Raw genomic sequence first — 22,598 nt, 5'->3', positions numbered from 1 at the left:
AGAAGCACCTTGGAACGGGAATAAAGGAACTTCCACTATGCTGATTTGCCCTCAGTGTAAATTTGAGAACCCCAATGCTAATAAATTTTGCCAAAACTGTGGCACTTCCCTGACTCACCATGCTTGTCATGAATGTGGTATGGAAGTGCCATTAAATGCCCAAAATTGTCATAATTGCGGTGCTGAATGTGGGACAGTTTGGTTGGCGATTGTGACTAGGGAAGAAGGCGGGGACTGGGAACTAGGCAGTTGGCAAGATGATCAGGATGATTTACCAACTTTACCTCTTTCCACAGAACAGACTTTACCGCTTGCTGCTAGACCTGTGTTGAAAGCTGGTTCTTACATAGATAAAGAACAACGCTATCAACTGCTAGAACCCCTAGAAATCTTGGATGACAATGCCCAAGCTACAGAAGTTTGTGTGCGAGTCTTAGATTGTCAGCCGTATCAAATATCACCGATTGAAGCAATTTTAGATAATCAAAACCAAGGATTGTTCACAGCAACAGATCCAGAGATTAGTATTCCTAAATTGGCTAAGGCTTACGTACAATTGCAGTCAAAAGGTCAATTAGAAATACCAGCTATTCACGATGCTTGGCAGGAAGGAAACACCCAGGTTGTCTTAATTGAAGACCGTTCTGATTGGCCCCTGTTAATTGACTTGTGGAAAGAAGAGACAACAAGCTCGTTACAAATTTTACATTGGTTTTATCAAATGACCCAACTGTGGGCAGTGTTGGAACCTGTGAGATGTCGCCAAAGTTTGTTGGAGTTGTCAAATCTGCGCTTGGATGAAGACCAAACATTGGCTTTGGCAAGATTGTATAGGGAAAGTGACGCAGAAACAGATGAGACAGCCGAAGATGAAACATTATCACTAACGGAACAGCCGTTTAGTGTAAAAGTTTTGGGAGAAATTTGGCAGGAATTATTTAGACAGTCCCAACGCACGCAGTTTGGGGCGGTATTGCAGATTTTGGAGGATTTAAAACTAGGGAAAATTCAAATGATTGCCCAGCTGCGATCGCGCCTAGAAGCGATCGCCTCAGACCTAGAAGCCTCAGCAATTCCTAGTTTTTCGCCAACCGCTCACCAACATCCAACAGCACCCACACTCATTCAGCTAGAAGATGATCCAGATGAAGACAGTTCTGCAAGAAGCGACGACTTACCCACCATTGTGCTGTCAATGCAATTAAGCAGTCTAGAAGATGTGGGATGCACCGACGTAGGTCGTCAGCGTCAACACAACGAAGACTACTTTGGCATCGACACGAAAATTGAAAAGCAAGAATTTCCCAGAAACCGCGTCTACCAAGCCCGTGGTTTATATATTCTCTGTGATGGTATGGGTGGTCATGCTGGTGGAGAAATAGCTAGTGAATTAGCTGTTAACACAGTCAAACAATACTTCCAAGAATTTTGGCAAACCAACCAGCGCCCAACCGAAGCAAATATGCGTGAAGCCGTTTATTTAGCCAATCAAGCAATTTATCAGCTAAATCAACAAGATGCGCGATCGGGCATTGGGCGGATGGGTACAACTTTGGTAATCTTGGTCATTCAAGATACCGAAGCTGTAGTGGCTCATGTGGGAGATAGTCGTCTCTACCGCTTAACCCGCAAACGCGGACTAGAACAAATCACCGTAGACCATGAAGTTGGACAACGGGAAATTGCGCGGGGAGTAGAACCCAGCATAGCTTATGCCCGTCCTGATGCTTACCAATTAACCCAAGCTTTAGGGCCACGTGACGAAAGCGCCATCTATCCTGATGTAGAATTTTTTGACATTAATGAAGATAGTTTGCTAATTCTCGCCTCTGACGGTTTATCAGATAATGATTTACTAGAAACCCACTGGAAGACTCATTTACTTCCTTTATTAAGTTCTGGTGCTAGCTTAGAACGGGGTGTCAACGAATTAATTGATTTGGCAAACCAAAAAAATGGTCATGACAACATTACTGCAATACTTGTGCGGGCTAAAGTCCGCCCAAACATGGACAGTCAAAAGTAAAAATTTAAAAGGTAAAAGTCTTTTTACTTTTAATTTTTAACTTTTTAATTTCTACTCCCTATCTTTTATGCAGGTTTGATTGTGGTTATTGTGACACTGTTAGAACCGCAACACAAAACACCCCTGAAACAGTGGTGCTTTGATAACTCCGCCGTCATTCGCATTGGTCGAGCGGCGGACAATCATGTGGTTTTATCCGATAGTTTGGTTTCCCGACATCATCTAGAACTCAGGCAAGTCAGTACTGTCAACAATGAAGAATCTTGGCAGATATATAGTCAAGGTACAAATGGTACTTTTCTCAATGGTATTTTGGTAATTCAAAGTCCTCTACCTAACAATGCAGTTTTACAACTGGCGCAGGGAGGCCCAATACTGCAATTTCAAATTCAGGAGATATCACCAGCGACTAATGCAGAGTCAGAAAAATTGGCTGGGTTTGTGTCTGGAAATCAAGACCCTGCTAGGGCTGCTTACACTTGCACCCATGAAGGTAATTCTCCGCAAAATTTATTTTGTATTCATTGTGGTCAACCTCTTTTAGTGCAACAGACGATTCGTCAGTATCAAGTGTTGCGAACTTTAGGCCAAGGAGGTATGGGAACCACTTATTTGGCTTGGGATACAAAAGGCTGGATGAGTGGAAATCCACAGCTTTTGGTCTTAAAGCAAATGAATGCGGATATGGCGAAAATTGCCAAAGCCCAAGAATTATTTGAGCGAGAAGCCAATACGCTGAAATCTCTCCATCATTCAGGCATACCCAAGTATTATGACTTTTTTGTTGACGGTGGCAAAAAATACTTGGCTATGGAATTAGTACATGGGCAAGATTTAGAAAAACGAGTCCAGATGACTGGGCCTGTAACGCCTAGCCAAGCGATCGCCTGGATGATTCAAACCTGCAACATTTTAGACTATTTACATAGCCAAGAACCACCACTGATTCATCGTGATATTAAACCCGCTAACCTGATGGTACGAAATGCCAACAATCACATCGTCGTCCTAGATTTCGGTGCTGTGAAAGAAATTGGCACAACACCAGGTACACGAATTGGTGCAGAAGGTTATTGCGCCCCCGAACAAGAACGGGGACAACCTCTGATTCAATCGGATTTATATGCCATTGGGCCAACACTAATATTTCTGCTGACTGGGGAAAATCCCTTTAAATTTTTCCGCCAAAAAGGACGAAACTTCCGGTTTGATGTGGCTAACTCTCCCACGATTACACCTCAAATCAGAGAGGTGATTGAACGTGTGACTGAGCCATTACCACGCGATCGCTATCAAACCGCTAAGGAATTAGCTACTGCTTTAACAGCTTGCAAAGTATAGATTAGGGAGTGGAGAGCAGTTAGAGGAAGCGGTGCAGGGAGCAGAGGGGAAATTTTCTTCCCGTGTATCCCTGCTGTTTCTCTGCCTTGTCTACCTTGTCTTCCCCATTTCCTTGACTTATTCCCTACTCTTCATCCCACGCTTCCACTGCCAAAAGTTCGCTGATTGGGTCTTGCATACTGAAGCCAAAGTCCAACAGTTCCTGTTTCCAGTGCTGCCAGTCATTGCCATAGAGAAAGGCAATCTTCCAAATGCTATCAGTGGGTTTGATGATATTTGATTCTACGAGTGATTGCACGTTACGCTGCAATTTCACCATTGGGTGAATTACTTGCTGAGTCATAACCTATGATTGAGTTCAGATTTCGTTTAGGTAAATGCTTAATCAAAACTGCTTTCCGCTTGGCAATTATTATCGATGCGTAGAGCGTTGGAATTGGTAAAGCTAGTCTTAACTTTCTAACTATACCATAACAAACCCTGCTTGTTTTGGCATAAATTCGGTTTTGTACGGTAATTACCACCACAAAACTGAAATTTTTACTCACAAGCGATCGTGTATGCGTCACGAAAAAACTAACTGTTTTGAAAGTTGCATTGATAACACAAGTTGAATTTGCAGAATTTTATCTACATCAGCCATGAGTATGTGAGTACTTGTTAGAAAAACAAGGATTTTAGGCTGGTTTGAGGTCGTTTAAGACACGGCTAAGGAGAGTTTACCGCGTATATTTAGACGTAATATACAATATCCCAAACATCTGAAGTTAGATAGATTTATTACAAAAATTTACAAAATATTAATTTTTTAGCAGAGATTAAATCGTGGCTTAGGGGTACTCCAATATATACAGGACTTACGCACAAAGATTGTCTTGAAGAATGGGTGTGAGGGTATGAAGGTGTAAGGGTTTTGAACACCTACACTGCTCGGTTGAAACTCATAGCGAAGCCTTGTCTTCCTTGTCACCCTTGTCCTTAATGATTAAAAGTCCCCATTCAAGTAATTCCTACGTACCGCCTGAAGAAATTTTCAAAACTTTACAGCTATGATGTTAGTTCCTCTGGGGTGCTGGGTACTCTGATAACTGGAGGCTTGCTGGTATCTCAGTATTTTTAACAGCAACTATTGAGACATGTCTAGTTCTGGGGATGATTATATTATTTCCCGTCAAAAGAAAATTGAGCGAAAGAAAAGGATTTTAACGGTAGTAGGTTTAGCGTCTTTCGTTGGTTCTACTGTATTTGGTGTGATTAGTGGAATACCACAAGCTCATCAGCAGCCTCAGACTAAGAATGTATCTGTTGAGTCTTCTTTACAGGAACAAGCACGGGGATATGAACTAGTTTTGCAACGAGAACCAAACAACCAAGTTGCTTTAGAAAAACTAGCCATAGCTAGAGTGCATTTAAAAGATCCCAAAGGAGCGATTGAGATTATGGAAAAGCTAGTCAAACTGCATCCTGACAGACAAGATTACAAAACTGTTTTAGAGCAGATCAAGAAGCAGCAAGTTAATAGCGATCCCTAAGTTGGTCAATTTGTAAACTCTCCATTGTTCTTAAACATAAATTACTAGCTACAAAAGCAGAGAAAAAATTAATTTAAAAATATGAATGTTGACTATTTAGTAGTTGGTTCTGGGATTACAGGTGCAACAATTGCTAGAATTCTTGCTGATGCAGGTCGACAAGTTTTGGTAGTTGATCGCCGTTCACATCTTGGTGGCAACGTTCATGATTATGCTCATCAAAGTGGTATTCGTATCCATACTTATGGGCCTCATTATTTTCGTACTTCCTCTGAAGTTGTATGGAAGTTTGTCAATAAATTTGCATCCTTTTACCCTTATGAAGCAATTTTAAAAACTTATGTAGATAATTGTTATGAAAACTGGCCCATAGCAGCTAGTTATATTCGGCGCATGATAGGAGATAACTGGATACCTGATTTCAAAGGTACACCTAGTAATTTTGAAGAAGCTTCACTCTCTATTATGCCTCGTTTAATATATGAAAAGTTTGTTAAAGAATATACAGAAAAACAGTGGGGAGTACCAGCAACACGGCTTTCACACAGTCTAGCTAAAAGATTTGATGTTCGTGAAGATGATGAACCACGCTTAAAAACTAATAAATATCAAGGAATTCCTTATGAAGGTTATGCCAATTTCATGAATAATCTTTTACAGAGTATTCCTATAATTATGAACTTTGACTATCTACGCCATAAAAAATTTAATTACCGTCGATAAAATGGTGATTTTTACAGGCCCAATAGATGAATATTTTAATTATGATATGGGAAATTTAAAATATCGAGGTCAGCAAAGAGAAAATCTTTATATTCGAGATATAGAATATGCCTTTCCTGCTGCTCAGATTAATAACCCAAGCAAGGTATTCGGTACGCATATTAGAGTTCTTGAATGGAAACATATGATGCCTAAAGAGTATGCTGAAAATATTCAAGGAACAGTTATTACTAAAGAATTTCCTTTTACTCCCACAAATCCAGATAACTATGAATACCCATTTCCTGATGAAATTAATAATCATTTATATTTAAAATATGAAAAACGCGCAAAACAAATTGATAAATTATTGGTCTGTGGCAGATTGGGAGAATATAAATACTATGATATGGATCAAGCAATTGCTAAAGCAATGACATTGGCAAAAAAAAATTTTAGCTGATTAATTAATAAACTAAAATTTTTAGACAAATATCACATTTTATAAATTGATAGAAGGTACATAAATATGAATTCTGTATTTCAGCAACTTACTAATATTTTACCTATTACAACATCCGAAATACGACCTTTTTGGTCTGTAATGATTCCAACTTATAATTGTGCCAACTATTTAAAAGAAACACTTTTAAGTGTTTTAACACAAGACCCAGGTTTGGAACAAATGCAGATTGAAGTTATAGATGATTGTTCTACCAAGGATGATCCTGAAACAGTAGTTAAAGACATTGGTCAAGGAAGAGTTTCTTTCTTTCGTCAACAGCAAAATGTTGGAGCAACAGCTAACTTTAATACTTGTATTCAACGTGCTAAAGGGGAATGGATACATATCTTACATGGAGATGATACGGTATTACCTAATTTTTATAGTCGCTTGCGACAAGGTATAGAACAAGATCCAACAGTTGGTGCAGCCTTTTCTCGTTATCTGCATATTGATGAAAGCAGTAATTGGAGACTAATGTCTCACTTAGAGAGAGAAACTGCCGGAACTTTACCCAATTTCTGGCAAACACTTGCTGTAATTAATCGAGTGATGACACCTTGCATAGTAGTCAAGCGTAGCGTGTACGAAGATTTAGGTGGATTTCATCCTGAATTAATTCACGCTGCTGACTGGGAAATGTGGAGACGTATTGCGGTAAATTATCCTATTTGGTTTGAACCGCAACCTCTTGCTTGTTATCGTGAACACTCTTCATCAGATACGTCTCGCTTGACTAGATCAGGTGCTAACCTTATTGACATTTGTAAATCTATAGATATTGCCGAGTCATATCTCCCAGAGCAAATTTCTGTGCAATTATCCAATCAATCTAGAGAGTATTATGCAGGTCAAGCTTTAAATACAGCTCATCGGATGCTAAATAAAGGTGATATGTATGGAGCAATCAATCAGATTCAAGAAGCTCTCAAGTGTTGCAAATCTCCTCAAATAATCAGTTCTTTTGCAACTCTTTTAACCAATTCCGAAGCTTGTCTAAGGTTAGCGGCTTTTCTTTTTACATTTAGTGATGCTAATCAACTAATTACAGCACTGACTAATGAATCACAATTAGAGGAAGATATAGAATTTGAATTTAGAGATATAAACTTAATTATTTTCCCTAATTGGGAAAATCAGCATGAATTACTATACGAAGATTTAGCAATTGTTATTAAATTTATTCTTACTAGTCCTGACAGGGAGAAAATATCCCTATTTATAGAAAATAGCCAAATTGCTGATGAAGATGCCAATTTTATTATCTCTGATGTTATTTTTAATTTGCTCCAACAAGAAAATATCGAAATTATCGATGAGCCAGTTATTAATGTATTTGGGAATATTAGCCAAAAGCAGTGGCACGCTATTCTAACAAAAATGCTTGGTCGCATTGATTTAAATAATCAAAATCAAGAAGCAATAATTAAGTTGGAAGCTGACAGAATTTGTAGTATAACTGTAGAAAAATTATCTACTCATCAATTAAGTTTTCCTAATCCAGCAATAAAGTTAATTTTATCTCAAATAGAAAATTTACCAAGTGATTGGCATACAGGTGGTGCTTTATCGGGAAATGTTTTACAAGCAATTGCTAAGTATGTAAGCTTTCAAGATATTTTTTATTCTGTAGAAACAGGCTCTGGAGCTAGTACTTTATTACTATCACATATTAGTAAAGAACATAAGGTTTTTTCCTATGATTGTGGTAGTAATGGATTAAGTATTGTTCGTTCATCTGCACTAATTAATCAGAATAATATCGAGTTTATAGAAGGGCCAACACAACAAACACTACCAAAGTATAAGTTTAATCAAAAAATTCAATTAGCACTAATTGATGGGCCTCACGCTTATCCATTTCCAGAATTGGAATACTATTTTATCTACCCTAATTTAGCTGAAAATGCTTTATTAATATTAGATGATATCCACATCCCTAATATACATAATATGTTCATTTTCATTGCTGAAGATGAAATGTTTAGATTAATAGATATTGTAGGAAAAACTGCATTTTTCCGAAGAACTAACAAACCTGTATTTAGCCCCATCGAAGATAATTGGTTCTTACAAAACTTTAATAAATTACGATTTCCAATCACAGAATAAATAGAGATTAAACAGAGCAATCAGCTTGATGTATACAAAGAAATTCAGAGGTAGTATAAGGTTCATCATGAATAGTTATAGAAATAGTCAACTTCATATAGATGTAGTGTTACAAGCAACTGGTGTTCATGGATGGTCTGCTTCACATGGTTGGATAAACACTTTACAGCGAGAAGGTTTACTAAATCGGGTATTTCGTCCAGTTGCGGGATGGGGTATAGAAGAACCTTTACATGATGATGGTTTGTTTGAGTATCTTCAAAACCCCCAAGCGGACATTATATTAATGCTGGGTTTTGACTGGCATTCTCAACCTCTACATACAACTCTCAAGTGGCAAGAAAGATGGCATCAATCGCCAATAATAAAAATAGCTATACTTCAGGAATGCTATTCAACACATATAGTACAAAATACTCCTGTATGGCAGCAGCAAATGCACCAAGCGATTACAAGCACAATTCCTTGTGTCGATGGTTTAGTGTGTAATCATGAACCTGATGTAGATTTTCTCCAAAAACAATTAGGTATATCTCTACCTATAATTTTTCTGCCATTTGGTATCGATCCGGAATTTTTTAGAATTAATCAGCCATTTGTAGAAAGATTCAATCGAGGGTTATTCAGAGGTAATGCACCTCGTTATTTTACGGAAGAATCATATAAGCAACGTCATCAATTAATAGAAGTGTTAAGCCGTTGTCATAATGTCGATTTATTTTCAACTAATCTACATTATGAACAAAATCCTTTACAAATTATGCAAGAATATGTGCAAGAAATTAATAAATATCAAATCGTCTTAAACTTACCTTCTAATTCCACAACATTAACAGCACGTCCCTTTGAAGTCATGGGATGCGGTAGTTTACTTTTACAAAATAAAATTTTTGGAATTCAATCACAGAATTTACTGAAAGACTGGGAACATCTTGTCTATTATGACGCAGAGCAACCAGAAGATTTAATAGAAAAAATAGAATACTTGATATCAAATCCAGAATTGACAGAGAAAATTGCTGTTCAAGGCTATAATTTATGTCATGATTTACATACTTTAAAATGTAGAATTACAAGCATTTTAGAATGGGTGAATACTAATATTCCAATTAAAGTTAAACAATGTGAAGAAAATAATAGAACGCATAGATTTTTCTCACATTCAGCTGTAAATTTTAAGATTATTATTGACGGAATATTTTTCCAACTTTACCAAACTGGTATTGCCCGCGTATGGAAGTCATTATTAGAAGAATGGGCAGAGAATAAATTTGCACAACATATTCTGTTACTTGACCGTGATGGAACTGCACCGAAAATTGGTGGAATTAAATATGCTAATATTTCCGCCTATGACTATAACGATACGAATACAGATAAACAGATGCTTCAACAAATCTGTGATGATGAAGGCGCAGATTTATTTATCTCTTCTTACTATACAACTCCATTAACAACACCTTCTGTGTTCATGGCTTACGATATGATACCAGAGGTGTTGGGATGGGATGTGATTAATAATCCTATGTGGCGAGAAAAGCATTTAGCGATTCAAAGTGCATCGGCTTGCATTGCCATTTCTCAACATACAGCGCGTGATATTAACAAATGTTTTCCTGAAATATCTGTAGAGTCTATTACTGTTGCTCATTGTGGAGTTAGTAGCACTTTTTCGCAAGCAAAAACTGAAGATGTTAATAGTTTTAAATCGAAGTATGGTATTACAAAACCTTACTTTATTTTAGTTGGAGCTGGTAATGGTTATAAGAATGGTATGCTATTCTTTCAAGCATTTGCTCAGCTTGCTAATAGCTATGGATTTGATATTATTTGTACAGGTAGTGGTGGGATATTAGCATCAGAATTTAGAGCTTGTACATCGGGTAGTACGGTTTATATGTTGCAACTTAGTGATGAGGAGTTAGCAACAGCTTATTCTGGTGCAGTGGCGTTGGTTTATCCTTCTAAATATGAAGGTTTTGGGATGCCAATTGTTGAAGCAATGGCTTGTGGTTGTCCAGTAATTACTTGTCCGAATGCTTCAATTCCAGAAGTAGCAGGAGATGCGGCAATATATGTTAAGGATGATGATGTAGATGGAATGGCAAATGCTTTATGTGATATCCAAAAGCCGAGGATTCGTCAAGTATTGATTGAGGCTGGTTTGGTGCAGGCGCAAAAATTTTCTTGGTCAAAAATGGCTGAGATTGTCAGTTCTAGTTTGATTAATGCTAGTCTGCTATCTTTGAAGTTGAAGGAAGTTAATGTTATTGTTTTCCCTAATTGGTCGCAATCGGAAGAGTTAATTGGTTTAGAATTGGAAGCTGTAATTAAAGCGATCGCAACTTATCCTGATAGTCAAAAAACTACTTTATTAATTTACACAAGTAATAGTTCTACTGAAGATGCAGAACTATTAATTTCTGGCATTACCATGAATCTTTTGATGGAAGAAGATTTAGATATCAGCGAGGGATTAGAAATTTCTTTGGTTGGCAGTTTAGCAGATATTCAATGGCAAGCTTTATTACCTCGTCTCAGCAGCCGAATTATTTTAGAACATGAAGATAAAACGGCTTTAGCAGAACTCCCAATAGAAGCACTACCGACTTGTGAACTAGATAGCTTTATTAATCAACTTTGTGTTTTATAAAGTATGAGCTAGCAGTCTGAATAATTTTTCATTGATAGTGAGTGCTTTAGTATTAAAGCACTCACTCTAGTTTAAAAAGAAGGAGAAGTTAACTTGATTATTACAACAGAAGAATTAAATAATGATTTATATTTTCTGAAAAATAATATTAATATAATTATATTTCTTGACTGGTCACAAGCAGAAGACACTATTTATCAAGATTTAGAGAATGTAATTCAGGTAGTAAATAATCATCCTGCCAGCAGTCAGATCAATTTAATGATTGATATTAGTAATGTTGCGGAAGATGTTGCTAATTTAGTGTTGTCTGGGGTATTGATGAATCTGTTGATGGCGGATGGTGCTGATATTAGTGCAGGCTGCGAAGTTTCTCTGGTTGATAGTTCGGATGTTCAGCAGTGGGAGATGGTATCTAATCAAGTTCATGCGCGAATTACTTTAGATAATTTCAATCAAGAACTAGCTGCTAATATTCCAGAATATTCAATCGATGAGTTTGGTAAAATATCGACATTTCAACTGATTTATGACTTAGCCAATAGATTATTTCAAACAGAACAGTGGCAAGGTGCGATCGCACAATATCAAAAACTGCTAGAATTGCAAATCAGTAGCTTAGAAATTTACTGGAATTTAATTCATTGCTACAGAAATTCTCAGCAAACTGAGGCTTATTATAAAACACTACATCAGGCGATCGCACTCTACCCCACAGAAGGAAGTTTGCATTTTTCTTTAATCATTGACTTGCGGCGTAATGGTCGAACACAAGAAGCAATTTTTAGTGCGGAACATGCTTGTATATGCTTGCCAGATGATTATACTTTTAAGCTACTGAAATATTTAACAGTACCTAGCATTTATAATCATACAGATGAAATAAACTTTTATCGTCAGCGTTATACCCAAGGCTTACAAGATTTAATTGCACAAACAAGATTAAATACTTTAGAAGAAAAAACTAATGCTTTCAATGGTATAGGTCGCCTGACTAACTTTTATTTATCTTATCAAGCCCAAAATGACCGATATTTGCAACGTCAATATGGACAGTTAGTGCATGAGATTATGGCGGCTAACTATCCCCAATGGATTGCACCTTTATCTATGCCAAAACTCCAGCCACAGCAAAAAATTCGCATTGGCTATCTTTCCCATTATTTACATTCTTATAGTGGCACATTATGGTTAACTGGTTGGCTACGTTATTGTAGCCATCAACACTTTGAAATTTACTGTTACTATATAGGTAATGATCCAGATCCAGTTACAGAACAATTTCAAGAATATAGTGATATTTTTCACCATATTCCTTATAACTTGCCTGGAGTTTGTGAACAAGTAATTGCAGATAGTTTACATATTTTAGTGTTTCCAGAAATTGGCATGAACCCACAAACGATGCAAATTGCTGCACTCAGACTTGCGCCTGTGCAGTGTGTAGCTTGGGGACATCCGGTAACAACTGGTTTACCAACAATTGATTATTTTTTATCCAGTGAGTTAATGGAACCAGAAAATGCCCAAGAACATTATTCGGAAAAACTAATTCGCTTGCCTAATATTGGTGTATCGTATCCTAAACCTTATATTCCGCCAATCATCAAAACTCGTTCAGATTTTCAACTTCCAGATGATGCGGTGATTTATTTATGTTGCCAAGCACCGTTTAAATATCTGCCACAATATGATTTTATTTTTGCAGAAATAGCCCGTCGTTTGCCGCAAGCTAAATTTGTATTTTTGCGAGGAACTTTACTTCAGTCACGCCTACAACTTGCTTTCGCAGCGATAGGTTTAAACAGTGAAGATTATTGTGTATTCTTGAATATTCCCGATCGCCTAGATTATTTGATGATTAACTTATTATCAGATGTTTATTTGGATACTTTTACTTGGTCTGGTGGTAATACTACCTTAGAAGCGATCGCCTGTAATCTTCCTGTTGTTACTTGTCCAGGAGAATTTATGCGTGGTCGTCACTCAGATAGCTTTCTCAAAATGCTGGGAGTAACTGAAACCATCGCCGCCAATGCAGCAGAATATATTGATATCGCCGTTAAGTTGGGACTAGATTCAACTTGGCGAAACCACATCGCTGAAAAAATTAGCCAGCGTCATCATTTACTATTCGATGACCAAGCTTGTGTTAAGGGGTTAGAAAATTTTTATCAACAAATTGTGGAAGCGCATTTTCATTAAAAACTCTATTTCGGTACTCAGAGTCAAACAACTAGCACAATCAAAAACCCCTGCGGCACTTGCGTTGTAGACATAATCAGAACTTATACAAAATTATGAAAATTTGAGTTCCGTTCCTCCACCCAACCGAAATCAGTCTCAACACTCAGCGAGAAGTTGCGTGCGCGGGTTCCCCGCGTTGAGCAAACTTCGGTGACTCTGCACTTTGCTTGACTAACTTCGATTATCTATTTGGGCGCGTTGTAAATTACCAGAAAAGTCAACATACACACTCTTCCATTCTGTGAACACATCTAAAGCTGTAGTTCCGGCCTCGCGGTGGCCGTTACCTGTTTGTTTCACACCACCAAAAGGTAAATGTACTTCCGCGCCAATAGTGGGGCCATTAATATAGGTAATACCTGCTTCAATGTCACGCATCGCCGTAAATGCCCGGTTAATATCGTGGGTATAAATGGAAGAAGACAGACCGTAATTGGTATTATTGAGAATAGCGATCGCCTCTTCAAAGGAATTAACTTCAATTAATGCCACTACAGGGCCAAATATCTCTTCACGGGCGACGCGCATATCTGGCGTAACTTTATCTAAAATAGTTGGCAAAAAGAAATTACCCTCTTTTAATTGTCCCTCACTGGCAATTTCCCCACCAATTAAGATTTTTGCGCCTTCTTCACGGGCAATTTTCATATATTCATTCACCCGTTGCAATTGTCTTTGATTAATTATCGGCCCAATTTCTGTATCTTGGTCATAACCAGCACCCAAGCGTAACTTACTAGTCCGCTCATACAACATAGCCGTAAACTCTTCTTTAATGTCACGATGCAATATCAGGCGACTTGTAGCTGTACAACGTTGCCCAGTTGTCCCAAAAGCCCCCCAAACCGCACCATCTAAAGCCAGTCCTAAGTCTGCATCTTCCATTACAACTTGGGCATTTTTGCCGCCCATCTCCAGACAGACACGCTTGTGAGTGCGTCCGCAAGTTGCACCTACAAAAGCCCCTGTTTCGGAAGAACCAGTGAAAGAAACTAAATCAACATTGGGATGTTCGACTAAAGCTTTACCAACTTCTTCACCAACACCATGCACTAAGTTAATCACACCTGGGGGTAAACCTGCGGCGGCGAAAATTTCTACTAGTTTGGTTGCACAACCCGGAGTATCTTCAGCAGGTTTGAGAATGACAGTATTACCACATACCAAAGCTGGCATAGCTTTCCAACATGGAATAGCCACAGGGAAATTCCACGGTGTAATTAAAGCACAAACACCAATGGGCATTCGCACTGTCATCGCAAATTTATTCGGCATTTCCGAAGGTGTTGTTAACCCAAACAGCCGCCGTCCTTCACCAGCACTATAAAAAGCGCAGTCAATACCTTCCTGCACATCACCCCTAGCTTCGGTGAGGGGTTTACCCATTTCCCGACTAATTAATTGAGCGAGTTCTTCTTTATGTTGAAGTAGTAATTCTCCCACACGAAAAATATATTCGGCTCTAGCTGGGGCAGGAACTTTCCGCCAACTGCTGTAAGCTTGACGGGCGGTGGCGACGGCTTTATCTACATCTTCAGTGTGAGAACGGGGAAAGGTGGCGACAACTTCGCTTACCAAAGCTGGGTTATAACTTTCCAGAATGTTTCCTGTCGTAGCATCCACCCACTGACCATTAATATAATTGCGACAAGTTAGCAGAGTCATAATTAGTATTTAAAAATTTCTTTGAGATAATTGCTATGGATTAGATTCGCTTTCTAAGTTAACGCCAAGTTTCAAGAATGGGCAGAAGGCGAAAAAGTTATACACAAAAGTTAAGGCACAAAAGCCAACACACCCACAGGACAACCAGAACCACCACGTAATCTGAGAATTGCGATCGCTAATGTAGTACCTTGAGGGGGTAGTTGATCTAAATTCGTCAAATTCTCCAACACAATACCCTGCTGCGCCAATACTAAACGGTTAGTCGTAAAACTGTTATCTTGTCCGGGGTCAACACCATGAGTATCAATTCCTACACCAGCAATTTGCCTTTCATCCAACAAAAACTGCGCCACATTGCCACTAAAACCCGGAAAGTGCATAATTCCTTCCGCATCCTGGTTAAAAAAGGCATTTCTATCACTCCACTTCTGCTGCCAGCCAGTATACAGCAGTACTAAACTACCACTGGCAATCACACCGTATTTTGCCTCCCAAGCCAGAATATCAGCAATACTCAAAGCATAATCAGGATTATTCACGGCAACTTTGCAGATATCTATCACTACCGCCGATAAAACCAGTGATTCCGCCGCATATTCATCAATTCCTGCACCAGCAGGATCAAAACTGTTCGGGGCGTTGATATGGGTAGCAGTATGTTCACCCATAGCAAAATGCCGCAGATAGTAACCATCATTTTGAATATTAGCAACGGTAGTAAATTCTATCGCTGGGTCGCCCGGCCATAAAGGAATGTTTCTATCAATAATATGGCTTAAGTACACAACACGAGAATAATTAATTTGCATAGTTTTTTTAAAGTACAAACTCATCAGTGTATATCTGCGGTTAATTATCTTAATTTTATTGAACTATAAACAATGAAAGACGTTGCTATGCAACGCCTTTAATTAAATGAGAGATAATTTGTGACAACTTAGCCTTTATTTTTAATAATCATCACATTCACAATACTACGTGCTGTTTCGTCGGGAATTTCTAAATTACTCCAGAGAACATTTAACAAGTCTTCTTCTTCTTTAGTGACTTGACCATCGGCTAAAATCAAGTCTGTGGCTACAGCAAAAGCAGTGTCATATAAATCATGGGGAAGTGCAGCGATCGCAGTTTTGATAAAATCATCAAATCCTTGACGTTTAATCATCCCGCACAGTTTATCAAACATCCTTCTGATTACATCATTGGGATAACTACGAAATAAGTGCATTCTCGACAAAGAGGCCATCATTGTTTGGATTTCTTCATCTGTCAAATAACCATCAGCAGCAACCGAAGCTAAAGTAATAGCCGCAAACGCTTCGGCTGGACTCAAAGTTACATCATTTTGAGTGCGGATAGATAACTTATCAAATAAACCCATAGGAATCAATTTTGAATTCTACAGTTTTATGATTCCCATTACCGACCTAATCTCTACTATGTAATCCTATTTTATTGATAAGTAGAAAGGTGTAAAAAAACCGAAGTATGTAACTAAAAGTAAAGTTGCCCCAAACCCTCTTCCCTTCTGCCTCCTGCTTTCTGCCTCCTGCCTTTCCCTAGCTATAAATATTCATACCCACTTACTTAAGTCTATTCGTCAATAAAGGCAACGGGTAACAGGGAACAGATTTGTTGTTTATCCTAAATCATTTACAAACATCTCTGCCTTGTCTCCCTTGTCTCTTTCTTGTACTTAATCCAATAAGACTGCTATATACCAATAACAAAAACTCTCACCTAGCCCAAAAAACATAGAGCTTAAATGAGAGTTCTCAGAAGTCAAAAGCTAACATTCACCGTATACAACATTACCGGAAATTGCCAGGATTTAAGCGAGTCCGATTTTGAGATTGAGTCGGAGTTTGACGGCGAATTGCCACACCATTACGTAATTGTGTACCAGTTCCACCATCTTTGCGATCAAGGAAAGGTTTAAGATTAATTCCACTTCTAGATGAGCTAACTTTGCGATTACTGCCACCTAAGATTGTGCGGCCAATGTTGTAAATTTCATCTACGCTGCCTCTGTTATTACGATAAGTATTTACAGCCGTAGTTTGTTGACCATCGTCCGCAGAAATTAAGTTTTGGAAAATGCTATTACGGACAGTATAGGGGTCTTTATCTCTGGGTACTGTCAACACAATTCGACAACTAGGGTTAGCTTCAGTGGTTACACAAACAATGTTTTCGTTATTCAAGAAACCTGTTTGGAGTTCTTGCAAACCATCGGGACGATATTCTTCTAAGCGTTGAGCAATGGTAACACAACGTTTGTACGGGTCCCAACCACCGCCCAATTGTGCAGGGGCCGCCCAAGGAAAAAATCTTCCAGGTTGGCTTTCTGGTTGATACATCACTATGTATTGACCATTGCTGTTTTGACAGCTAAATCTCGTACCCGTCACTACAGTACCACTAGAAGAAGTGTCTACAGGATTTGATGAACCGGATGGATAAGGATCGGAAGTGGTTGGTACTACAATACCACCATCATTAACTTGAGCAAAGGCGGCGGAATTACCTAAAAATAAAGACAAGCCCAAACCGCTTAAACATAATAACTTCAAGGGTTGAAATGCCATAAATTATCCTTTAGTAGATATGAGGTTAGCTAATTGATAATTTCACTGACGCAGAAATTTGTTTTTTGATTCATTCAGAACGCCGCTTTTTCTCTTCTCGTTCTTTTTCTTCTTTGAGGATTTGTTTAACTTTGGCTTGAATGGCTGTGTGACGTTCAACTCCTTCGTAACTGTAGCGGTTGTATTTACCGCGAATAATTAAGTTTTCGAGATAATTCACCCGTTCTTTACCACCTGGGTGGGATGATAACCAAGTCGGAGGCGCATTTTTTTGTTGTTTTTGTAGCGTCGCCATCAAGTTACGTAACCCATCAGCAGCATAGCCATTCGCCACAATTAAACGAGTACCAAGAACATCTGCTTGACGTTCCATATCACGACTGTAGCTGAGGGAGAAAAGTTGACCGACTGTACCACCAAAAGGCAGATATTGAGTAACGTTAGAAATTAAGTTTCCTTGGGTAACTAGTTGAAAGCCGTGGGATAAAACTACGTGAGATAATTCATGACCAATTAACCCAGCTAGTTCAGCTTCGGAGTTACTTTTGGCGATCGCACCAGCATTAATAAAAACTTTACCCCCTGGTAAGGCAAAGGCGTTCAATTCTTCTTCAGGAATCACAAAAAATTCGTATTTAAATTCAGTGCGTCCTGAAACTTTCACTAGTTTCTGCCCAATTTCGTTAACGTAGGCCAGCACTTCCTCATCTTTTACTAATGGTAGCTGTTGTTTTGCCTGTTTCGCTACCGACTCACCCACTGCACCTTCGCCTTGTAGTAACAAGATGGTAGAGTCTAAGGCCGAAAATGGCCCTAACAAACTACCTGTCACCGCATAACCAACTGCACCTGTAATGATGTTAGCAAGAGTGTTACCTCTAATTTCTTCGCGGATATGGGCTTTATAGCGTTTGAGATTTTTTTTCTGCAAGCTGGGTAAATTCCTCGGCTTGCGGATCATTAGGATAAAGAATCGCAAATTGACGCGCTGCTAAGGATGCTTCCATCCATTTTTTTTTCATCAGCTAGTGCTGTAACTTTGGCTTTAATTAAATCTGGTTGATCTGGATATAGTGATGATGCTCGTTCTAAAATCTCTACAGCTTCTTTAGGGCGATTATATTGCTTGAGAATCTCAGCATAGCGAATATGACCAGGAATAAATTCGGGATATTGTTCAACTAAGAGTTTTAGCGGTACTTCTGTTCTTGTTTGCAACTTAGCCGCAATTCCCGCTTCTGATTCTCGCCAGTAAACTTTGCCAGCTGGTGATAGTTGCGTCGGGTCAAGAATAGCTGATTTGCGTTCTTGAGTTGCAGTATCTGTGTTAGCAAATGGTGTTTTGACTTCCCGATAGAGTTTTTCTGCCTCAGTAATATTTCCCGCGAGGTATAATTTGTCTGCTTCGATAAACTTTTGTTGACGGGCAATTTCTTCGGGAGTGAGTGCAGGTTCCGTGGCTGTGTCTGTTTTTTTAGGTTCAGTCGCTTCTGGTTTTGGTGTTTGGTTGGGCTGTGAACTTTCGGAACTGGGTGTATCTGTTGTTTCTACTGTGGTGGCAGGTTCTTGGGCTGGAACAGGTGCTAAAGGTTGCGTCAGAATAATTACAATTGAAGTACTAACTGACAACAAAATCCAACTCAAGGTGAGCAGCAGAGACTTCCTGGTTCGTTTCATGCTGAGTTCATTTATGCGAAGGGGTTGTTTTAATGCTATGAGTAACTGACCCCATCCGCCTAGAGCGATCGCTACTGTTTTCCTACAATCTCAGGGTATAAACTTTTGCAGTCTTAGTCCTTGGTTTAATATCATAATTATTCTGAATTCAGAGCTATCCAATAGTAATAAATACTCTATTAAAATTATCATTCTGAAATAGGTTAAGTACCAAAAGAAGAAACGTTATAATAGAGATATATTTCTGTTAATATGATTCAAGTGAATGCTATGCAGCAAAAAGCTGATGAGATTGTCAAAACACTCAAGAGCAAAGGATTGCGAGTAACTCCTCAACGCTTCGCAGTCTACGCCAATCTACTAGGGCGAGAAGACCACCCCACAGTAGACCAAATTCTGACAAACTTGAATCAAGATGCACCAACTTCCTCTCAAGCCACAGTGTATGCCGCACTACAAGCATTACGGGAAGTCGGCTTAGTGCGAGAAGTGCTTTTAGAAGAAGGTGTATCACGTTACGATGCCAAGGTTGGGCCACATCATCATTTTCGCTGCAACTGTTGTGGTGCAATTGAAGACATTGATTGGAATACTTTTCAGTGCATTGATTTAAATAAACTGCGTTCGGGGTTAAAAGCCGAACGCTATGAAGTAACTGTCCAGGGAACTTGCGATCGCTGTCAAACCAAGTCGGAAGTGTGAAATTTCAGTGCGATCGCAATACAATGGATAAGATATTCTATCGATATCTCAGTTCTTATGAATGGTTCAGGTGACATTGATGCTCAAGTGACATTGCCGATGGAACTATATCAGGCGATTGTGCAAAGGGCGCAAGCTCATGGACATTCGGTCAGTGGGGAAATTATCGCACTCCTGACTCCTTTGCTGGTGGAAATACCCAATGAGTTAGAGGAAGAATTTGCAGCATGGGAAGCAGCAAGTGACGAGGATTGGCTGACTACAGAAGGAATGTTGGCATCTCTGGGAGAATGAGATAGTGAGAGGGGATGTTCTGTTAGTAAGTTTACCAGATTCAGATAAACGAGAAGAAAAAGGTAATCGCCCAGCGATCGCTGTTCAAACAGACATTGCGGTTTCGCCCATGTTAATGATTGTCCCAGTTACTTCTTCCTTGGGGCATCAAGGTTTCCATTTACTGTAAGGATTGAGCCATCAGTGCTGAATGGTTTGACGTTGCTTTCGGTAGGAATGGTTTTTCAGATGAGGGCGATCGATCCTAAGCGAATTATTCGTAAAATTGGTGAGTTGGAGCCTGAGTATTTGGTGCAGATTGATGGGGAAATTTGGCGAATGTTGAAGCCCCCAGAGGTTTAAAAGTAAGCATCGTTACTACAATTTAGATATTAACAAGCCAACTGTCACGCGCCTTACTTCACACTTCACTTCGCATTACCGCATCTAACAACAACCCAGCCCCAAACCGCACCGGATCAGTACAGGCTAAACCGGTTTCGGCTGTTGTTTGGGCGATCGCTTCTTGAGCAGCAAACTCATTTAAATGTGCAGTATTCAAAGCTATACCCACCACAGGTACTTTCCCAAAAGCACCCCCCGCACTCGCTACAGATTCATACATTTGAATCACTTTCGTTAACGGCGGAATCGGGACATGGGGATTATTCCGGTTGTGGGTTTGTCCCGCCCGATGTACTAATACCAATTGTGTGGGTTGGGAACCGCGAATCAAAGGCAAGGTAGCTGTAGAACCAGGATGTAACAGCGAACCTTGTCCTTCAATATGCAGAATGTCATAGTTTTTGCCATAACGCATCACTATTTGTTCTACAGCACCAGCCGCAAAATCTACTCGAACTGCATCTAAGGCGATACCATCACCTTCTAACATCAAACCAGTTTGACCTGTAGCAATAAACTTAGAACGCCAACCCCGTAACTTTGCCGCCCAGTGTAGTTCTAAACTAGTAGACATTTTCCCAATCGCCATATCTGTTCCCACCGTCAACACGCGGCGACAGGGAAGAGTCCGCGCCATCCCACTCGCCACCTCTAGATTTGGTGGTTCTTTGCGGACATCCCAAATTAATTGTCCTGGTTTGAGAATTGCATTTAACTCTGCCATCGTCGCCAATGGTGTGTGTAAACCATTTACCAAAGACATACCCGCTTTTAGCGCATCTTTAATTTCTATCCAATAATCATCGGGTACAGCGCCACCTTTGGGTGCAATCCCAATTACCAATACTTCTGGTTTATATGTCAAAGCTGCGGTGACAGATTCCACAATCGGCACATCACGCTTGATACCTGTTAATTCTGGCAAAGATTTACCAGCAGTTACCTTATCAATAACTGCGACAATCGGGGCTTCACTGTAGCGTAAAATTGCCAACCCTGTTTTGCCCTGTGTTCCTGTAGTTCCTTCATGCAGCAGAATAGCGATTCGTTGATTAAGCGGCAAACGCACTGTATTGTACCCCCAAGCCTGGTAAATCGTTTGGTAAAACTTTTCCTTCTACTACTAATGCACCCATAAATGGGTCATCAACTAAGTTGAGATGACTATCTAAATCTAAATAATCAGCCAGTGGTGCTAATTGTGCTGCTGCTGTGTTAGCGAGTGAACTGTCAGAATAGCAGCCAAACATCACTTGTAAATTGTAAGCCCGCGCTGTGTGTACCATCCGCAATGCTTCGGTTAAGCCCCCCGACTTCATCAGTTTGATATTAATTCCATCCACGTAGTTCGCCAAATGGGGAATATCAACACTGGTAAAGCAACTTTCATCCACAAAAATCGGTAGGGGTGACTCTTGTTTGAGTTTGGCTAAACTTTCTTCCTGACCCCTTGGTAGTGGCTGTTCTACATACTTTACACCTAAATCAGCCAGCCAATGACACATCTTAATTGCATCTGGCAAACTCCAGCCACCATTTGCATCCACAAAAAATTCTAGATGTGGTGCTTCTTGTTGGACTGCTAATAGCATTTGCTGATCCGCTTCAATACCATCGGGGCTACCTAATTTCACTTTAAACAGCCGCACATCCAAATAATTTAACCAGTCCCGCGCCCTCGCCCTAGCACCTTCTGGTGAATTTATGCCAATAGTTACTGACGTTGGGACGATAAGATTGCGATCGCATCCCCAAATCTGCCACAGTGGTAAACCAACAAACTTACCTAACCAATCGTGCATCGCCATATCCACAGCCGCCCGCGCCGCAGAAGGAATCTGCTGTTGAATTAACAATTGCTCGACTTGCTGTCTCTGCAATGGGCTAAAAGTTGTTAATAATGGTATAACTTGCTCGATAGCATCTTTAATTTGCTCGGTTTTTTGAGTATGATTCCCGACACCAAACGGTGATGCTTCACCCCAGCCCTCAACGCCATCTTGCGAAATTTTTACCCATACATTCGTTGTCTGTGCAGTTGTACCCCGACTAATAGTTAAGGGAAATCGTTTATTGACAGTAAATACTTTGACTTCTACTTGCATAAGTCTGCTCTATGATGGCTAGGGCAGAAAATAGTTTAAGGTATTTTAGCTGATTTTCTGCA

20 protein-coding genes and 1 pseudogene are annotated in these 22,598 nt (G+C 39.5%); 12 read left to right on the top strand and 9 right to left on the bottom strand.

The features are described from left to right. The first annotated feature begins 37 nt into the window (after positions 1-37). Both ACX27_RS10540 and ACX27_RS10535 read left to right on the top strand, forming a co-directional pair. Positions 38-2,026: a serine/threonine phosphatase gene (locus ACX27_RS10540; RefSeq protein WP_062291817.1), complete on the top strand. Its 1,989-nt coding sequence runs from the start codon at positions 38-40 to the stop codon at positions 2,024-2,026. Positions 2,027-2,107: 81 nt separating this feature from the next. Next, positions 2,108-3,367 carry an FHA domain-containing serine/threonine-protein kinase gene (locus tag ACX27_RS10535; RefSeq protein ID WP_062291814.1) on the top strand — a complete coding sequence of 420 codons (1,260 nt, stop codon included), beginning with the start codon at positions 2,108-2,110 and terminating at the stop codon, positions 3,365-3,367. A 124-nt stretch (positions 3,368-3,491) separates the two neighbouring features. Here the strand turns inward: ACX27_RS10535 and ACX27_RS10530 are convergent, their stop codons facing one another. Beyond that, positions 3,492-3,710: a DUF4327 family protein gene (locus tag ACX27_RS10530; protein WP_062291811.1), complete on the bottom strand. Its 219-nt coding sequence runs from the start codon at positions 3,708-3,710 to the stop codon at positions 3,492-3,494. Continuing rightward, positions 3,667-3,915 carry a hypothetical protein gene (locus ACX27_RS30830; protein WP_144427440.1) on the bottom strand — a complete coding sequence of 83 codons (249 nt, stop codon included), beginning with the start codon at positions 3,913-3,915 and terminating at the stop codon, positions 3,667-3,669. The genes ACX27_RS10530 and ACX27_RS30830 overlap by 44 nt, the downstream gene beginning before the upstream one ends. A gap of 588 nt (positions 3,916-4,503) precedes the next feature. Between ACX27_RS30830 and ACX27_RS10525 the strand changes: the two genes are divergently transcribed. The 6 genes from ACX27_RS10525 to ACX27_RS10500 all read left to right on the top strand — a co-directional run bounded on the left by ACX27_RS10525 (position 4,504) and on the right by ACX27_RS10500 (position 13,076). Further along, the gene (locus ACX27_RS10525) at positions 4,504-4,899 is read left to right on the top strand and encodes a tetratricopeptide repeat protein (RefSeq protein WP_062291808.1); all 396 of its coding nucleotides are present in this window, start codon (positions 4,504-4,506) and stop codon (positions 4,897-4,899) included. Between the two features lie 81 nt (positions 4,900-4,980). After that, on the top strand, positions 4,981-5,622 hold the full coding sequence (locus ACX27_RS34645; protein ID WP_062291805.1) for an FAD-dependent oxidoreductase: 642 nt from the start codon (positions 4,981-4,983) through the stop codon (positions 5,620-5,622). 1 nt (position 5,623) lies between these two features. Beyond that, complete coding sequence (locus ACX27_RS34640) at positions 5,624-6,064, top strand: UDP-galactopyranose mutase (protein ID WP_062291802.1); 441 nt, start codon at positions 5,624-5,626, stop codon at positions 6,062-6,064. A 66-nt stretch (positions 6,065-6,130) separates the two neighbouring features. Next, the gene (locus tag ACX27_RS10510; protein WP_062291799.1) at positions 6,131-8,218 is read left to right on the top strand and encodes a glycosyltransferase; all 2,088 of its coding nucleotides are present in this window, start codon (positions 6,131-6,133) and stop codon (positions 8,216-8,218) included. Between the two features lie 67 nt (positions 8,219-8,285). Continuing rightward, the gene (locus ACX27_RS35275) at positions 8,286-10,871 is read left to right on the top strand and encodes a glycosyltransferase family protein (RefSeq protein WP_158507367.1); all 2,586 of its coding nucleotides are present in this window, start codon (positions 8,286-8,288) and stop codon (positions 10,869-10,871) included. A gap of 93 nt (positions 10,872-10,964) precedes the next feature. After that, a complete protein-coding gene (locus ACX27_RS10500) occupies positions 10,965-13,076 on the top strand; it encodes an O-linked N-acetylglucosamine transferase, SPINDLY family protein (RefSeq protein ID WP_200929935.1) in 2,112 nt (703 codons plus the stop codon). Between the two features lie 213 nt (positions 13,077-13,289). On the opposite strand, the gene ACX27_RS10495 is transcribed toward ACX27_RS10500, so the two are convergent. The 5 genes and pseudogenes from ACX27_RS10495 to ACX27_RS10475 all read right to left on the bottom strand — a co-directional run bounded on the left by ACX27_RS10495 (position 13,290) and on the right by ACX27_RS10475 (position 19,051). After that, a complete protein-coding gene (locus ACX27_RS10495) occupies positions 13,290-14,786 on the bottom strand; it encodes an aldehyde dehydrogenase family protein (protein ID WP_062291797.1) in 1,497 nt (498 codons plus the stop codon). Between the two features lie 107 nt (positions 14,787-14,893). Continuing rightward, the gene (locus ACX27_RS10490) at positions 14,894-15,595 is read right to left on the bottom strand and encodes a cyclase family protein (RefSeq protein WP_062298272.1); all 702 of its coding nucleotides are present in this window, start codon (positions 15,593-15,595) and stop codon (positions 14,894-14,896) included. Positions 15,596-15,723: 128 nt separating this feature from the next. Then, positions 15,724-16,167 (bottom strand): tellurite resistance TerB family protein, encoded by a 444-nt coding sequence (locus tag ACX27_RS10485; RefSeq protein ID WP_062291795.1) that lies wholly within the window; start codon positions 16,165-16,167, stop codon positions 15,724-15,726. Positions 16,168-16,597: 430 nt separating this feature from the next. Next, positions 16,598-17,374 (bottom strand): COP23 domain-containing protein, encoded by a 777-nt coding sequence (locus ACX27_RS10480; RefSeq protein ID WP_062291792.1) that lies wholly within the window; start codon positions 17,372-17,374, stop codon positions 16,598-16,600. 70 nt (positions 17,375-17,444) lie between these two features. Next, positions 17,445-19,051, bottom strand: a pseudogene (locus ACX27_RS10475) (M48 family metalloprotease). 270 nt (positions 19,052-19,321) lie between these two features. Here ACX27_RS10475 and ACX27_RS10470 point away from each other — a divergent pair. The 4 genes from ACX27_RS10470 to ACX27_RS31650 are packed head-to-tail and all read left to right on the top strand — an operon-like array spanning position 19,322 to position 20,389. Then, on the top strand, positions 19,322-19,753 hold the full coding sequence (locus ACX27_RS10470; protein WP_062298270.1) for a Fur family transcriptional regulator: 432 nt from the start codon (positions 19,322-19,324) through the stop codon (positions 19,751-19,753). A gap of 57 nt (positions 19,754-19,810) precedes the next feature. Beyond that, positions 19,811-20,047 carry an Arc family DNA-binding protein gene (locus ACX27_RS10465; protein WP_062291789.1) on the top strand — a complete coding sequence of 79 codons (237 nt, stop codon included), beginning with the start codon at positions 19,811-19,813 and terminating at the stop codon, positions 20,045-20,047. A 4-nt stretch (positions 20,048-20,051) separates the two neighbouring features. Next, positions 20,052-20,216, top strand: a complete 165-nt coding sequence (locus ACX27_RS30820) for a type II toxin-antitoxin system PemK/MazF family toxin (protein WP_158507366.1) — start codon at positions 20,052-20,054, stop codon at positions 20,214-20,216. Between the two features lie 14 nt (positions 20,217-20,230). Further along, positions 20,231-20,389, top strand: coding sequence for a hypothetical protein (locus tag ACX27_RS31650; protein ID WP_158507365.1), 159 nt, complete (start codon positions 20,231-20,233; stop codon positions 20,387-20,389). Positions 20,390-20,447: 58 nt separating this feature from the next. On the opposite strand, the gene ACX27_RS10460 is transcribed toward ACX27_RS31650, so the two are convergent. Both ACX27_RS10460 and ACX27_RS10455 read right to left on the bottom strand, forming a co-directional pair. Further along, positions 20,448-21,500 carry an N-acetyltransferase DgcN family protein gene (locus ACX27_RS10460; RefSeq protein ID WP_062291786.1) on the bottom strand — a complete coding sequence of 351 codons (1,053 nt, stop codon included), beginning with the start codon at positions 21,498-21,500 and terminating at the stop codon, positions 20,448-20,450. Next, positions 21,484-22,536, bottom strand: coding sequence for a dipeptide epimerase (locus ACX27_RS10455; protein ID WP_062291784.1), 1,053 nt, complete (start codon positions 22,534-22,536; stop codon positions 21,484-21,486). The genes ACX27_RS10460 and ACX27_RS10455 overlap by 17 nt, the downstream gene beginning before the upstream one ends. Positions 22,537-22,598: the final 62 nt, after the last annotated feature.

This window comes from Nostoc piscinale CENA21, assembly GCF_001298445.1.
GTDB classification, from domain to species: Bacteria; Cyanobacteriota; Cyanobacteriia; order Cyanobacteriales; family Nostocaceae; genus Nostoc_B; species Nostoc_B piscinale_A.
The sequence above is the reverse complement of the archived record's forward strand: the minus strand, read 5'-3'. Positions and strand labels throughout refer to the sequence as shown.

What these genes read in the sequence shown, in the direction of transcription:
- ACX27_RS10540 (WP_062291817.1), top strand. Translation starts at nt 38, where the DNA reads ATGCTGATTTGCCCTCAGTGTAAATTTGAGAACCCCAATGCTAATAAA.
- ACX27_RS10530 (WP_062291811.1), bottom strand. Translation starts at nt 3,710, where the DNA reads ATGACTCAGCAAGTAATTCACCCAATGGTGAAATTGCAGCGTAACGTG.
- ACX27_RS10525 (WP_062291808.1), top strand. Translation starts at nt 4,504, where the DNA reads ATGTCTAGTTCTGGGGATGATTATATTATTTCCCGTCAAAAGAAAATT.
- ACX27_RS34645 (WP_062291805.1), top strand. Translation starts at nt 4,981, where the DNA reads ATGAATGTTGACTATTTAGTAGTTGGTTCTGGGATTACAGGTGCAACA.
- ACX27_RS34640 (WP_062291802.1), top strand. Translation starts at nt 5,624, where the DNA reads ATGGTGATTTTTACAGGCCCAATAGATGAATATTTTAATTATGATATG.
- ACX27_RS10510 (WP_062291799.1), top strand. Translation starts at nt 6,131, where the DNA reads ATGAATTCTGTATTTCAGCAACTTACTAATATTTTACCTATTACAACA.
- ACX27_RS35275 (WP_158507367.1), top strand. Translation starts at nt 8,286, where the DNA reads ATGAATAGTTATAGAAATAGTCAACTTCATATAGATGTAGTGTTACAA.
- ACX27_RS10490 (WP_062298272.1), bottom strand. Translation starts at nt 15,595, where the DNA reads ATGCAAATTAATTATTCTCGTGTTGTGTACTTAAGCCATATTATTGAT.
- ACX27_RS10485 (WP_062291795.1), bottom strand. Translation starts at nt 16,167, where the DNA reads ATGGGTTTATTTGATAAGTTATCTATCCGCACTCAAAATGATGTAACT.
- ACX27_RS10480 (WP_062291792.1), bottom strand. Translation starts at nt 17,374, where the DNA reads ATGGCATTTCAACCCTTGAAGTTATTATGTTTAAGCGGTTTGGGCTTG.
- ACX27_RS10470 (WP_062298270.1), top strand. Translation starts at nt 19,322, where the DNA reads ATGCAGCAAAAAGCTGATGAGATTGTCAAAACACTCAAGAGCAAAGGA.
- ACX27_RS10465 (WP_062291789.1), top strand. Translation starts at nt 19,811, where the DNA reads ATGAATGGTTCAGGTGACATTGATGCTCAAGTGACATTGCCGATGGAA.
- ACX27_RS10455 (WP_062291784.1), bottom strand. Translation starts at nt 22,536, where the DNA reads ATGCAAGTAGAAGTCAAAGTATTTACTGTCAATAAACGATTTCCCTTA.